The 14,227-nt window shown below is 58.6% G+C and carries 12 protein-coding genes and 1 other annotated feature; of the genes, 8 read left to right on the top strand and 4 right to left on the bottom strand.

Features of this window, described 5'->3' with window-relative positions; all coding sequences use genetic code 11:
* The first annotated feature begins 105 nt into the window (after positions 1-105).
* From ACKXF7_RS01645 to upp, 5 genes are all read left to right on the top strand, one after another.
* Complete coding sequence (locus ACKXF7_RS01645; protein ID WP_423741953.1) at positions 106-1,281, top strand: hypothetical protein; 1,176 nt, start codon at positions 106-108, stop codon at positions 1,279-1,281.
* 109 nt (positions 1,282-1,390) lie between these two features.
* Entirely contained in the window at positions 1,391-1,816 is a 426-nt protein-coding gene (gene tsaE, locus ACKXF7_RS01640) for a tRNA (adenosine(37)-N6)-threonylcarbamoyltransferase complex ATPase subunit type 1 TsaE (RefSeq protein ID WP_339395409.1), read from the top strand.
* Positions 1,813-2,529 carry a tRNA (adenosine(37)-N6)-threonylcarbamoyltransferase complex dimerization subunit type 1 TsaB gene (gene tsaB / locus ACKXF7_RS01635; protein ID WP_423741952.1) on the top strand — a complete coding sequence of 239 codons (717 nt, stop codon included), beginning with the start codon at positions 1,813-1,815 and terminating at the stop codon, positions 2,527-2,529. Before tsaE ends, tsaB begins: the two co-directional genes overlap by 4 nt.
* 37 nt (positions 2,530-2,566) lie before the next feature.
* A complete protein-coding gene (rpiB, locus tag ACKXF7_RS01630; RefSeq protein ID WP_348584649.1) occupies positions 2,567-3,013 on the top strand; it encodes a ribose 5-phosphate isomerase B in 447 nt (148 codons plus the stop codon).
* Between the two features lie 366 nt (positions 3,014-3,379).
* The gene (gene upp, locus ACKXF7_RS01625) at positions 3,380-4,006 is read left to right on the top strand and encodes a uracil phosphoribosyltransferase (RefSeq protein WP_249238071.1); all 627 of its coding nucleotides are present in this window, start codon (positions 3,380-3,382) and stop codon (positions 4,004-4,006) included.
* Positions 4,007-4,108: 102 nt separating this feature from the next.
* Here upp and leuB read toward each other — a convergent pair whose 3' ends face one another.
* From leuB to ACKXF7_RS01605, 4 genes are all read right to left on the bottom strand, one after another.
* Positions 4,109-5,182: a 3-isopropylmalate dehydrogenase gene (leuB, locus tag ACKXF7_RS01620; protein ID WP_423741951.1), complete on the bottom strand. Its 1,074-nt coding sequence runs from the start codon at positions 5,180-5,182 to the stop codon at positions 4,109-4,111.
* Positions 5,183-5,367: 185 nt separating this feature from the next.
* Positions 5,368-5,859 carry a 3-isopropylmalate dehydratase small subunit gene (gene leuD, locus ACKXF7_RS01615; RefSeq protein ID WP_005942253.1) on the bottom strand — a complete coding sequence of 164 codons (492 nt, stop codon included), beginning with the start codon at positions 5,857-5,859 and terminating at the stop codon, positions 5,368-5,370.
* Between the two features lie 18 nt (positions 5,860-5,877).
* Positions 5,878-7,137, bottom strand: a complete 1,260-nt coding sequence (gene leuC / locus ACKXF7_RS01610; RefSeq protein ID WP_423741950.1) for a 3-isopropylmalate dehydratase large subunit — start codon at positions 7,135-7,137, stop codon at positions 5,878-5,880.
* Positions 7,138-7,169: 32 nt separating this feature from the next.
* Positions 7,170-8,822: a 2-isopropylmalate synthase gene (locus ACKXF7_RS01605; protein WP_097774024.1), complete on the bottom strand. Its 1,653-nt coding sequence runs from the start codon at positions 8,820-8,822 to the stop codon at positions 7,170-7,172.
* Between the two features lie 230 nt (positions 8,823-9,052).
* Positions 9,053-9,319: a binding site (T-box leader), on the bottom strand.
* 223 nt (positions 9,320-9,542) lie between these two features.
* Between ACKXF7_RS01605 and ACKXF7_RS01600 the strand changes: the two genes are divergently transcribed.
* From ACKXF7_RS01600 to ftsH, 3 genes are all read left to right on the top strand, one after another.
* On the top strand, positions 9,543-11,714 hold the full coding sequence (locus tag ACKXF7_RS01600) for a hypothetical protein (protein ID WP_423741949.1): 2,172 nt from the start codon (positions 9,543-9,545) through the stop codon (positions 11,712-11,714).
* Between the two features lie 239 nt (positions 11,715-11,953).
* Positions 11,954-12,094 (top strand): hypothetical protein, encoded by a 141-nt coding sequence (locus ACKXF7_RS01595; protein WP_423741948.1) that lies wholly within the window; start codon positions 11,954-11,956, stop codon positions 12,092-12,094.
* A 243-nt stretch (positions 12,095-12,337) separates the two neighbouring features.
* A complete protein-coding gene (ftsH, locus tag ACKXF7_RS01590) occupies positions 12,338-14,176 on the top strand; it encodes an ATP-dependent zinc metalloprotease FtsH (protein ID WP_423741947.1) in 1,839 nt (612 codons plus the stop codon).
* Positions 14,177-14,227: the final 51 nt, after the last annotated feature.

Genomic DNA, 14,227 nt, shown 5'->3' with positions numbered 1-14,227 from the left:
GCGGGAAGAAGATGGAACGGCCGGTCATTGGCCGGGCAGGCATCCTGCCTGCCGGAAAAGGGCCCCGTGCTGCATGGGCGCACGGCAGGCCCGGAGGGAATGGGAATGAAACAGAATAGACCCTGCCGCCTTGTGTGTGTGCTGTGTGCGCTGGCTTTTGCGCTGACAGCTCTGCCCATGGCGGCTTTTGCACAGCAGCCGGAGGAAACCGCCGCTGTGCAGCAGAGCCTGACGGCTGCGGATGTGCGCGGGATGCAGCAGGCAGATGCTGCAGTCACGGAGCTGACCGATAGCGAGGATTACACCCGGATGAGCGAGGACGAGCGCATCGATGCAGCCCTGCAGCAGCTGGAGGAGCTGACCCGGCAGGGCCTTGTGAAGCAGGGCTCTGTGTACACCGATGCCGAAAACGGTATGGTGAGCTTTACCTACAGCTGCGGTGCGCTGGGCGGCATTCTGGTGGCAGACCCGGAGGAGGAGAACGCTGCCGCTCTGCCGCAGCTGGAGAAAGAACAGCTGCAGCAGCTGGCCGAGAACAAGCGGGTGGGCACGGCGGCCATCTATTACGCCTTTGACAACACCATCAACAGCGCCCGCTACCCCTACTATGCCTATATGCAGACCTATTGGGATTCGGTGGGGCTGCAGACCAGACTGGACACTACCGTTACCGTGTCCGACCTGCGCAGGATGGGTGATTATGACCTGTGCATCCTGAGCACCCATGGTGCCTACTATACCTATGAATACGGCTGGCTGTGGAAAAGGACCGCCACCGAGCCGCTGATCCTGCTGAGCGAAAAATCAGAATTCTGGAGCGACCTGCGCTATGGCTTTGACCTGCTGGCCCACCGTGTGGTCAAGGTGAACGGCATGTATGCCGTCAACGGCGATTTCTTCCGCAGTGCATACCGGGGCAATGGCATCGTGCTCAGCGAGACCTGTGAGTTCTACGGCAAGAACGGCCATGTGGATACCGCTATGGCAGACGGCCTGCTGGCAGGCGGTGCCAAAGCCGTGATGGGCTATGTGAACAATGTGTACTCGGTGTACTCCCGCAGCATGCTGTGGGCCACTGTGAACCGGATGATCGAAGGCGAAACGCTGGAGCAGGCCGTGGACTATGCCAAGAGCATCTACGGCACCGATGATATCATCTGGTACAACGAGCAGGGCGGCAGACGGCCCCATGCAGCGGCATCCTATGCGATGCTGAGCGGAAGCCGGAGTGCCGTGCTGCCCAACCCCTACACGGCACAAGAAGCTGCGGCTGCGGCCTGAGCAGACCCCGCAGCAGTTTCTTGGCATTGCGCTTTTGTGCAAAGTATATTATACTAAGGGATGGCAGAGCTCTGCCGTCCCTTTTGCTTTATAAAATGAGGTAAGCTTCATGTCTGAATATATCACCCACTCCCGTGCCGAGACCGTGGCGCTGGGCGCACGCATGGCCGGCGCACTGGCACCGGGCTCTCTGGTGGCTTTTACCGGCGGACTTGGCGCGGGCAAGACCGCTTTCACCGAGGGCCTTGCGCAGGGGCTTGGCTGCACCGACCCGGTGTCCAGCCCCACCTTTGCCATCGTGAACTATTACCGCGGCCCGAGACCGCTGGCACATTTTGACCTGTACCGCATTTCCACCGAGAATGATCTGTGTGCGGCAGGCTTTTACGATTATCTGGATCAGGGGGCCGTTGTGGCGGCAGAGTGGAGCGAGAATTTCGCCGACCTGCTGGCGCTGGAAAACCCCATCCGGGTGGACATCCAGCGTGTGGACGAGAACACCCGCAGGATCACCATTGAGGGGGTAACGCTATGAACATCTTAGCCGTGGATACGGCGGGCAAGACGGCCGGTGTGGCCCTTTTGCAGGACGACCGCCTGCTGTACGAGGTCTATCTGGACGCGGGCATGACCCACAGCGAGACCCTGATGCCCATGATCGACACCTGCCTGAAGATGTGCGGCATGACCTGCACGGACATCGACCTGTATGGCGTCAATGCCGGCCCTGGCAGCTTTACCGGCCTGCGCATCGGTCTGGCAGCGGTGAAGGGGCTTGCCTTCCCGCGGGAGACGCTGTGTGCACCGGTGTCTACGCTGGAAGCACTGGCCGCAGCACACACCGGCGAGGGCACTGTGCTGTGCGCACTGGATGCCCGCCGCGCACAGGTGTACAGCGCCGCATTCGAGCTTTCCACCCACCGGCGCCTGCTGGAGGACGATGCCCGGGCTGTGGCTGATCTTGCAGAATTTGTAGAAAATTGCAAAAAGCCCCTGTTTTTTGTTGGTGATGGCGCTTCTCTGTGCTATAATAAATACAGCAGTGTGCCGGGCGTGCTGCAAACGCCCCCGGCGCTGCGCGGCGGACGGGCTGCAGCGGTAGCCCTTGTGGCAAAGCAGATGGCCGCAGCCGGACAGGCTGTGCTGCCAGAGGCGCTGCTGCCGGATTATCACCGCCTGAGTCAGGCGGAGCGGGAGCGCGCAGAGCGCCTTGCGGCCGAAGCTGCGGCAAAAAAAGAAAAAGCTTGAGTTATAGTTTGCGTTACAAGAGAAAGGACGTTTTTCCATGGCAAAACCCATTGCACTGGCCGCTGACCACGGCGGATTTGAACTGAAGGAAGCTGTCAAGGCACATCTGAAGGAGCTGGGGCTGGAATACATCGATTTTGGCACCCACAGCACCGACAGCGTGGATTACCCCGACATGGCAGTGCCTGCCTGCGACGCCGTGGTGAACGGCCAGTGTGAAAAGGCACTGCTGTTCTGCGGCACCGGCGTGGGCATCAGCATGGCGGCAAACAAGATCAAGGGCATTCGTGCCTGCTGCTGCTCCGACAGCTTCAGCTGCGAGTATACCCGCCGCCACAACGACGCCAACGCCCTGTGCATGGGCGGCCGCGTCGTGGGTGCAGGCTTGGCCTGCCAGCTGGTGGATATCTTCCTGAATACCGAGTTTGAGGGCGGCCGCCATCAGCGCCGCATCGACAAGCTGACCGCACTGGAGAACCGCTGATTCTCAGGCTGGACGATTGGAATGGCCTCCGTTTTACTCTGGCCATGAATCAAGGAAAAAATTTTTTTGATTTCGCGTTTGTCGCGGCCCCGACGCTTGTCAGGGCAAAGCCCTTCCATCTGCTATCGCAGATCGCTCGCCTGCTTGAAAGACCCACTGGGGCTTTCATTGCTGCGCAACCGCAGGGCCGCTCCAAACGCATTTTCACAAAAGGGACCGTAATGGGCAGCTGCTTAGAAATACTGCAGTGCAGATGCCGCTTTTCGTTACGACCCTTCTGCTCATGGCGAAGCGCACGCAGAGCCGTTTCAGAGCGTGATCCCGTACCCGATAGAGTTATCTATTTAAAATAAGGAGCGTGTTTTTATGACCCCGATGATCGTTGAGCATCCGCTGCTGCAGCACAAGCTGAGCATTCTGCGCAACAAGCAGACCGGTACCAAGGAGTTCCGTGACCTCGTTGGCGAGATCGCGACCCTGCTGTGCTACGAAGCGACCCGTGACCTGCCTCTGGAAGAGGTGGAGATCGAGACGCCCATCACCATGGCAAAGACCAAGGTGCTGGCTGGCCGCAAGCTGGCTCTGGTGCCCATCCTGCGCGCAGGCATGGGTATGCTGGACGGTATGCTGACCCTGCTGCCCGCTGCAAAGGTGGGCTTCATCGGCCTGTACCGCAACGAGGAGACCCTGCAGCCCGTGGAGTACTTCTGCAAGCTGCCGCAGGACATTGCAGAGCGTGATGTTCTGGTTCTGGACCCGATGCTGGCCACCGGCGGCAGCGCCATCGACGCCATCACCCAGATCAAGAAGCATGGCGCAAAGCGCATCAAGTTCATCGGCCTGATCGCTGCTCCGGAAGGCATCAAGGCCCTGCACGAGGCACACCCTGATGTGGATATCTACCTCGGCGCAGAGGATGACCACCTGAACGAGAACGGCTACATCGTTCCCGGTCTGGGCGACGCCGGCGACCGTATCTACGGCACCAAGTAAGAAACTATATCGCAGAAGGGCAGTTGGGAACAGCTGCTCTTTTTTGTGCAGACGAAAAGGGGAACGACGGCTGTCGTTCCCCTTTGTGCGTTATGGAAAAATTCAGATCTCGGCCAGAATAGCGTCGCCCATGGCGGTGCAGCCAAGGCAGGTGCAGCCCTCGCTCATGTTGTCGGCGGTGCGCAGGCCCTTGTCCAGCACCTTGTTCACGGCGTTCTCGATGGCGTCGGCTTCCTCGGTCAGGCCGAAGGAGTAGCGCAGCATCATGGCGGCAGACAGGATGCAGGCGGTGGGGTTCACGATGTCCTTGCCGGCAATGTCCGGGGCGGAGCCGTGGATGGGCTCGTACAGGCCGCGGGTGCCGTCGCCCAGAGAAGAGGACGGGATCATGCCGATGGAGCCGGTGATCATGGAAGCCTCGTCCGACAGGATGTCGCCGAACATGTTCTCGGTGACGATGACATCGAACTGGGCGGGGTTCTTGACGATCTGCATGGCGCAGTTGTCCACGAACATCTCGCTGTATTCCACATCCGGGTACTCGGCCTGCAGGCGGTGCATCACGCTTCTCCACAGGCGGCTGGTGTCCAGCACGTTGGCCTTGTCCACGCAGCACAGCTTCTTGCGGCGCTTGCGTGCGGTCTCGAAGCCGATGCGGCCGATGCGCTCGATCTCGTGCTCCGAGTAGGGCATGGAGTCGATGGCCTGCTTCTCGCCATTCTCGAGGGTGTGGGTCTCGTGACTGCCGAAGTATACGCCGCCGATCAGCTCACGCACGATGATGAAATCGATGCCCTGTGCCACGATCTCGGGCTTCAGGGGGCTGGCAGGAGCCAGCTGGGGCCAGATCTTGGCCGGGCGGTTGTTGGAGTACAGGCCCATGCCTGCACGCAGGCGCAGCAGGCCCTTCTCCGGGCGCTGCTCACCGGGCAGACCCTCCCACTTGGGGCCGCCCACGGCACCCAGCAGGACGCTGTCCGCGGCAAGGCACTTGTCCAGCTCGTGCTGGGGCAGCGGGTCACCGTACTTGTCAATGGCTTCGCCGCCCATGGCAGCGTCGGTGTAGTGGAAGGTGTGGCCGTACTTTTCGGCCACCTTGTCAAGCACACGGATGGTCTGCTTGACGATCTCCGGGCTGGAGCAGTCGCCCCAGATGACAGCAATGTTTTTTTCCATTGGGAAACTCCTTCTATCGGTTTGAACCCTCTCAGTCAATGCCTGCGGCATTGCCAGCTCCCCCGAAGGGGGAGCTTTTCAGGCGGGCAAGATATTGTTCGTTGTTTATCCTGGAAGAAAATACATTCGGGAAGATGGCAAAAAGCTCGCCCTTTGGGAGAGCTGGCGCGAAGCGCCTGAGAGGGTTACTGCTGCTTCGCCTTGATGGACTTCATCAGTCCACCGGCCGAGATGATCTCCTGAATGAACGGCGGGAAGGGCTCGGCGTGGAACACCTTGCCGTTGGTCTCATCGGTAATGACGCCGGTATCAAAGTCCACACTCACGGTATCGCCTGCGTTGATGGCGTCCACGGCCTCCGGGCACTCCATGATGGGCAGACCGATGTTGATGCTGTTGCGGTAGAAGATGCGGGCAAAGCTCTTGGCAATGACCACCGAGATACCGGCGGTCTTGATGCACAGCGGTGCGTGCTCACGGGAGGAGCCGCAGCCAAAGTTCCAGCCGCCCACCATGATGTCGCCGTCCTTCACCTTCTTGACGAAATCCTTGTCGATGTCCTCCATGCAGTGGCTGGCCAGCTCTTTGGCGTCCTGCGTGTTCAGGTGGCGGGCCGGGATGATGACATCGGTATCCACGTTGTCCGGGTATTTGAAAACAGAACCTTTTGCGTTCATTGTTGTGCTCCTTTCCGATCAGACCGTGCGGGGGTCGGTGATGCAGCCGGTCAGTGCGCTGGCGGCGGCAGTGGCGGGAGAAGCAAGGTAGACCTCGCTCTTCACATGGCCCATGCGGCCCACAAAGTTGCGGTTGGTGGTGGAAACGCAGCGCTCGCCCTCGGCCAGAATGCCCATGTAGCCGCCGAGGCACGGGCCGCAGGTGGGGGTGGACACGATGCAGCCTGCATCAATAAAGGCGGTGGTCCAGCCGCGCAGGATGCATTCCTTGTAAACGGCCATGGTGGCGGGGATGATGATGCCGCGCACGCCCTTGGCGATGTGCTTGCCCTTGAGCACGTTGTAGGCGGCTTCCATGTCCTCCAGACGGCCGTTGGTGCAGCTGCCGATCACTACCTGATCGATCTTGATGTCCTTGCCTTCGCTGGCAAGGTGGGTGTTCTCGGGCAGGTGAGGGTAGCTGACGGTGGGCTCCAGCTTGTCCAGATCGATCTCGATGGTTTTTTCGTATTCGGCATCGGGGTCAGCGGTGTAGAACACCGGCTCACGCTGGCTGCGGCCCTTGAGGTAGCTGCGGGTCACATCGTCCACCGGGAAGATGCCGTTCTTGGCACCGGCCTCGATGGCCATGTTGCAGATGCACAGGCGGTCGTCCATGGTAAGACCGGCAACGCCCGGGCCGGTGAACTCCATGGATTTGTACAGCGCACCATCCACACCGATCATGCCGATGATGTGCAGGATCAGGTCCTTGCCGGACACACGGGGGCCGAACTTGCCCTTGAGCACGAACTTGATGGCAGAGGGCACCTTGAACCATGCCATGCCGGTGGCCATGCCTGCGGCCATGTCGGTGGAGCCGACGCCGGTGGAGAAGGCGCCCAGTGCACCATAGGTGCAGGTGTGACTGTCCGCACCGATGACGCAGTCGCCTGCGGTCACGATGCCTTTTTCCGGCAGCAGGGCGTGCTCAATGCCCATCTGGCCCACATCGTAGAAGTTGAGGATGTCGTACTTGTTGGCGAACTCGCGGCACTGCTTGGACTGGGTGGCGCTCTTGATGTCCTTGTTGGGCACAAAGTGATCCAGCACGATGGCGATGTGCTGCTTGTCGAACACGGAGTTGAAACCGGCACGCTCGAACTCGTTGATGGCAACGGGGGTGGTGATATCGTTGCCCAGCACGATGTCCAGCTTTGCATTGATGAGTTGGCCTGCCTTGACCTCGGCAAGACCGGCATGTGCGGCAAGAATTTTCTGCGTCAGGGTCATTCCCATGATGGTACTCTCCTTTTATCGAAAAAATGCTTTTACTTATTATTGATCGCGCTCACCAGTGCCTTGATGCCGGCCACGATGATATCGGTGTCGGTGCCGGCACCCCATGTGACGGTGTTATCGCCCCAGACAAGGCCGACGTAGGAGGCAGCGCGGGAGGTGGAGCCTTCGTCCAGACTGTGCTCGGAGTAGGTCTCGAGGTGGAACTCCATGCCGGTGGCGCTCTGGATGGCGTTTGCCACGGCGTCCAGACGGCCATTGCCCACCGAGGTGACCACCTTGCGCTGACCGTTCAGCTCCAGCGTGACGGTGGCGGTGATGCCGCCCACCTGTGCAAAGTGGGCTTCCAGAACGTTGAGCGGCTTGCAGCGGTTGAGGAAGGCATCCTCGAAGATGTGCAGCACCTCGTTTGCGCTCAGCTCCTTGTGGCTGTGGTCGGAAACGCTCTTGACCTTGTAGCCCAGCGCCTCACGCATCTTGGGCGGCAGGTTGTAGCCGAAGTTCTGCTCCAGCACAAAGCCGATGCCGCCCTTGCCGCTCTGGCTGTTGATGCGGATGACGTCGGCGTCGTAGGTGCGGCCGATGTCGTGGGGGTCCACCGGGATGTAGGGGCAGGTCCAGCGGTGCTCGCCATGCTCCTTGCGGTAGGCCATGCCCTTTGCAATGGCGTCCTGATGGCTGCCGGAGAAGGCGGCGAACACCAGCTGACCGGCGTAGGGGGTGCGCTCGTAAATGTGCATCCGGGTCACCCGCTCGTAGGTGGCGCAGATGTCCGGCATATCGGAGAAGTCCAGCTTGGGGTCCACGCCATGGCTGTACATGTTCATGGCCAGTGTCACGGCGTCCACGTTGCCGGTGCGCTCGCCGTTGCCGAACAGGCAGCACTCCACCCGCTGTGCACCCGCCAGCACGGCCAGCTCTGCGCAGGCCACGCCGGTGCCGCGGTCGTTGTGGGGGTGGGTGGAGATGATGACGCTGTCGCGGTATTTCAGGTGCTTGTCGCAGTATTCGATCTGGTTGGCGTAGACATGCGGCATGCTCATTTCCACGGTGACGGGCAGGTTGATGATCATGGGGCGGTCCGGGGTGGGCTGCATGATGTCCAACACGGCATTGCACACATCCACGGCGTAGTCCACTTCGGTGCCGGTGAAGCTCTCGGGGCTGTACTCGAACAGGAAGTTGCCCTCGTACTCCTGACTGAGCTGCTTGACCAGCTTTGCGCCGTCGGTGGCGATCTTCTTGATCTCCTCCTTGCTCTTGTGGAACACCTGCTCGCGCTGGGCCACAGAGGTGGAGTTATAGAAGTGGATCACCGCCCGGGGAGCACCCTTGACGGCCTCAAAGGTCTTGCGGATGATGTGGTCACGGCACTGGGTCAGCACCTGCACGGTAACATCCTCGGGGATCATGTTCTTCTCGATCAGGGTGCGCAGGAACTCGTACTCGGTGTCGCTGGCGGCAGGGAAGCCCACCTCGATCTCCTTGAAGCCGATCTTGACCAGCATCTGGAAGAACTCCAGCTTTTCCTCAAGGCTCATGGGCACGATCAGGGCCTGATTGCCGTCGCGCAGGTCCACACTGCACCATGCGGGGGCCTTTTCAATGTGATCTTTCTTTACCCAGCTGTCATAGCCTGCGGGTACCGGGTAGTAACCCGGAGCGTACTTGGTTGCGTCCATCATAATGTGCGTCCTCCTGATGTTGTGGTGAGACGAACCCTCTCAGTCAGCCCCTGCGGGGCTGCCAGCTCCCCCAAAGGGGGAGCTTTTCGGCTTCTGACGGGCAAGTCGGTCCTTCTTCGAAGAAAGATCTCTTCCCTTTTCTTAAAGCTCCCCCCTCGGGGGAACTGTCGCCGTCAGGCGACTGAGAGGGTTTACATACGAAAAGGCTCTCGTCTTTCAAGGCGAAAACCTTGAGAGACGAGAGCCTGTAAATTCAAACTACAGGGCACCCGTGGTACCACTCTCTTTGCTGCGCCTTTGGGCACAGCCGCTTTGCACGATCGGCTTTTTGCGGCGAATCGCTGCCCGGGTAACGGTGGGCGTCCGTCAGAGCCTACTTGCATGTTCAACTCTGCCGCTCAGGGGCCAGTAACCGAAGCCCTCTGCACCCGCCTTGCACCACCCGGCGGCTCTCTGTACGCAGAAGAAATTCGTTTTTTCCCCGTCAACGCATTTGTGCTTTTTTCAAAGTGGACTAAGTTTAGCATGATTCGCAGGCAGTGTCAAGCAGTCTGGCTCATTCTCAAAATGAAACAATTTCACAAAAGAAGGGGCAGAATTTTCCAAAATTGTGCACGGGTCGATTCGATGCATTTTACAGTCGATTCGTGCCGGAGATCGTCCGGGGGAGGGGCAAGCATGATATGATACAGACAAAGAAAGAGAGGAGGCACTCATTTTATGAAACGATGGACCCGAAAACTCCTTGCCGGTCTGCTGAGCTTTGGTATGCTGCTGCAGGTGGAAAGTCCCCTCAGTGCACTGGCGGCAGAGACTCCTACGGTGGAAAGCTCCATCACTGTGTACGATGGCTTCTCAAGGCTCTATACTTCTGTCACCTATGTTTTGAACCGCTATACTGATGGAAGCGTTCGCTGGGAAGATGACAAGAACCCTTGGGACGGCGTGGATGTTTCGTACGACACCAGTTCCAATACCTATGTTTTTTCCGGCACGCTCTCTGTTCCGGCAGGTGGAACAGGTCATACGGCAACGCTGATCTGCTCTGATCCACAGAATGACAGTATCAAGATCGATGGCGGCGACGGCGTGGCTGTCAATACGAGCCTGCAAATCGGTGTCTCAGACCAGACACGCGGCGCAAAGAATGTTACAGTGCTTGCAAACAACAACTCTACCGCAATCAATGGCAGTGCTGCATTTGACTGCTATGGTGATGTGACGATTACGAACCCGAGCGGTGCAGTAACCAGCCAATATGATGGCATCGTTGTTTATGACTATGCAAAAGATATCATAATCACCGGCAAAAGCGAGGCCCCGCTGATTGGCGGTTCATTTTCTTCCTACAGCAGTGGTAATATCACCATTGAGAACCCGGATGGCGCTGATGTTCGTACGAACCTGTCGATTAGCAAAGGAGCTGCTGAGGTCAAGCTGACTGGCAGCGACAGTAGCGGCTTAGTGCTGTTCCGGGATTCGTCCCTTAGCACGTTCAAGATCAAAGCCAAGACGCTGACGATGGAAAACAAGAGCGGCCCTGTGGGTCCGGTCGAGTTTACCGGCACGGATACCGCGAGTGCTTACCGTGTGGCAGTTGGTGAAAGTGAAAGCAGCAATACGCAGACTGCGCTGACGGGTACGACTTACTCTGAACCGGTGAATGCAAAGTATCTGAACATCCAGCCTGGTACCCCGGAAAATACCACCCCGGATGATAAAGTAACCAACTACGGTATCACGGTCACGATGAACCATGGTGAAGCCATTGGAGTGACCAGCAATAACTGCGGGAACATTCTCGGTGACACCTACACCAACGGCAAGCTCACCTATGACCCGGAGAGCCACACCCTGACCGGTACCGGCACCTTTGGCGAGTTGAAAATCAATATTACAGCTGCGGACAGTGTGGATGTGAAGCTGAGCAACGACGTTGGTGCCACCACTCCTGTCGTTGATGGTGCCCTGACCATCAACAATGCAAACAATATCACTGTGACCCCCGCAGATGGGACGGTTGCGGTAAACGGCAAGCTTACTGTGGACAGCGCAAACAACGTAACGGTGGTTGGAAACCGAGATCAAACCGGCGACAGCCACTATGGCACGATCATCGACGGCGATGTCGATATTACTTGCTCCGGCGATGTGCTGTTTGAGAACAAGGGCAACGGCGATGTGATCGGCGGCCTTACAGCTTCCACATTCAAGGTCGACGCGCACGATGTGACCGTTAAAGGCAACAGCACTGGTCAGGCTTATCCTATCTTTGGCAGTGCCAATATCGAGAGTACCGGTGATGTGGTTCTGGAAAACAAGGGCAGCGGCAAGGCTGTCAGAGGTGAGCTGAAATACACCCCGACTCATACACAGAAGTACGAGATCAAGACCGGTGCGGCTGCCGCAAGTGCGGAGACTTTCTACACGGGCGAAAGCGGCACAGGATACACGGGTGCTTTTAATGATCCGTACATCAGCATTGCCCCGGCAAGCAGCGGTGACACCACCCCCGACGATACCGGTACGGTTGACTCCGGCTCTGACGCAGGCGGCGCTGTTGCAGCCGTTCTGGTGGGCGGCGCGGCCGTCTGGGGCGGCTACGAGATCGCTACCCGGGTGATCCTGCACAACATCCTGCCCGAGGGCGCAGCCATCCCTGCAAACCGCGGTCAGCTGGCACTGCTCGTCTGGAACAATGCAGGACGTCCCGCGCCTGTGAACGAACCTGCCTTTGCGGATATGGACGATGCCGACATGGCAAAGGCTGCACAGTGGTGCGTGGAACAGGGCATCATGGAAGCCAAGACCGCAGAAACCTTCAAGCCGGAAGGCTGGACCCCCAAGCTCAAGGTCATTGAGGTCTGGAACAAGGCGTTCCCCAAGCAGTAATCGCATAATAACAGTACAATAACGCCCCCGGAAGAACAATAGCCTTCCGGGGGCGTTGTGTTTCGCACCAGAGTATGGTACACTATTTGCAAGGCACTGATTGCAAAATCGGTGGTCATGCTTCCTGCTCCCGCATCACTGATTCTTCCTATACATGGAACGAAGCAGAGGTTCCGGGAGTGGAACTTTTTTGTAAATGAAGCTTCCCGGAGCCTTGAAGGCGAAGGGAGGAATGTCGAATGACGTTGTCTGAGACCATGCTGCTGTTGACTCTTCTGGCCACAGTGGCGGCGTTGCTCGTTGATGTAGCGAAAGCTGCATTTGACATTGCGTGGAAGATCTCGCACGACCGAAGAAACGATAAAAACAAAAAAGATTGACCGCCCAGTGTTCCAAGCCTGACGGTCAATCTTTTTGACTAGCGGGACAGGAAGCTGACCATTGCAGTCAGCGCCCTTTCTATTTGTAGTATAATCGAACCAACGTATATTGTCAAGCAGAGCGCACGGACTCTTATTGTTAACAATTTGCTAAGTTTTTGGAAAGTTGTGCTCGAACCGCTGTTGCGGGCCCGGCGGCTGTGCTATACTACTTGCATCAAGAACCAAAGGAGGAATTGCGTCATGAAAGAAGTCAAACCTTCCAAAAAGCCGTTGGCGATCTATTACGCCATCGTGCTGGCGGTCCTGCTGCTGCTCAACCTTGTGCTGGTGCCGTGGATGAGCGAGCGTCAGGTGGAGGAAGTGGACTACGGTACCTTTATGACCATGACCGAGGAAAAGAACATCGGCCGTGTGGATATCGAATCCAACCAGATCATTTTTACCGATAAAGAGGAAAAGCAGGTCTACAAGACCGGCCTGATGAACGACCCGGAGCTTACCCAGCGCCTGTATGACGCCGGAGCGCAGTTTTCCAGCGAGATCGTGGAGCAGGGGTCGCCGATACTCAATTTCCTGATCTGGTTCCTGCTGCCCATCCTGCTGTTCAGCTTCATCGGCAACCAGATGAACAAAAAGCTGATGGAAAAGGCCGGCGGCGGCCCGGGGGCTATGATGTTCGGCGGCGTGGGCAAATCCAACGCCAAGGTCTATGTGCAGTCCACCCACGGCATCCGCTTTGCGGATGTGGCCGGTGAGGATGAAGCCAAGGAAAACCTGCAGGAGATCGTGGATTACCTGCACGACCCCGGCAAGTACGAGAGCATTGGCGCATCCATGCCCAAGGGCATCCTGCTGGTGGGCCCTCCGGGCACCGGCAAGACCATGCTGGCCAAGGCCGTGGCAGGCGAATCCAACGTGCCCTTCTTCTCCATTTCCGGTTCCGAATTCGTAGAGATGTTCGTGGGCATGGGCGCATCCAAGGTGCGCGACCTGTTCCGGCAGGCCAAGGAAAAGGCCCCCTGCATCGTGTTCATCGATGAGATCGATGCCATCGGTCAGAAGCGCAACAGCGGCAACCTCGGCGGCAACGACGAGCGTGAGCAGACTTTGAATCAGCTGCTCACCGAGATGGACGGTTTTGAGGGCAACACCGGCGTCATCATTCTGGCGGCCACCAACCGCCCGGATTCGCTGGACCCGGCCCTGACCCGTCCCGGACGCTTTGACCGCCGCGTGCCGGTGGAGCTGCCCGACCTCAAGGGCCGCGAAGAGATTTTGAAGGTGCACGCCAAAAAGGTGGCGCTGGCCCCGGGCATCGACTTCAACACCGTGGCCCGCATGGCCTCCGGTGCATCCGGTGCGGAACTTGCCAACATCGTCAACGAAGCAGCCCTGCGCGCCGTGCGTGCAGGCCGCAAGAGCGTGACCCAGGCCGATCTGGAGGAGAGCATCGAGGTGGTCATTGCAGGCTACCAGAAGAAGAACTCCATCCTGACCGACAAGGAAAAGTGCATCGTGGCCTACCACGAGATCGGCCATGCACTGGTGGCGGCCAAGCAATCCAACTCTGCCCCTGTGCAGAAGATCACCATTATCCCCCGCACCTCCGGCGCACTGGGCTACACCATGCAGGTGGACGAGGGCAACCACTACCTGATGAGCAGGGAAGAGCTGGAAAACAAGATCGCCACCCTTACCGGCGGACGCGCCGCCGAGGAAGTGGTGTTCCGATCCATCACCACCGGTGCCTCCAACGATATCGAGCAGGCCACCAAGCTTGCCCGCGCCATGCTTACCCGCTACGGCATGAGCAAGGACTTTGACATGGTGGCGCTGGAGACCGTGAACAACCAGTATCTGGGCGGCGACACCTCGCTGGCCTGCTCGGCGCAGACCCAGCGCGAGATCGACCAGAAGGTGGTGGAGCTGGTCAAGGCCCAGCACGAAAAGGCTGTCCGCATCCTGACCGACAACCGCGCCAAGCTGGACGAGCTGGCACAGTATCTGTACCAGAAGGAGACCATCACCGGCGAGGAGTTCATGGAGATCCTGAACCGGGAACCGGCACAGGCCCAGTGACCCCGGCGGCAGAGCTTCCAAAAATTTTTATAGCCCGCTGCAATAATCCCG

The sequence above is a fragment of the Faecalibacterium sp. 7 genome, from assembly GCF_049562865.1.
Lineage (GTDB): Bacteria > Bacillota > Clostridia > Oscillospirales > Ruminococcaceae > Faecalibacterium > Faecalibacterium wellingii.
This window is presented reverse-complemented; position numbering and strand designations above follow the sequence as displayed.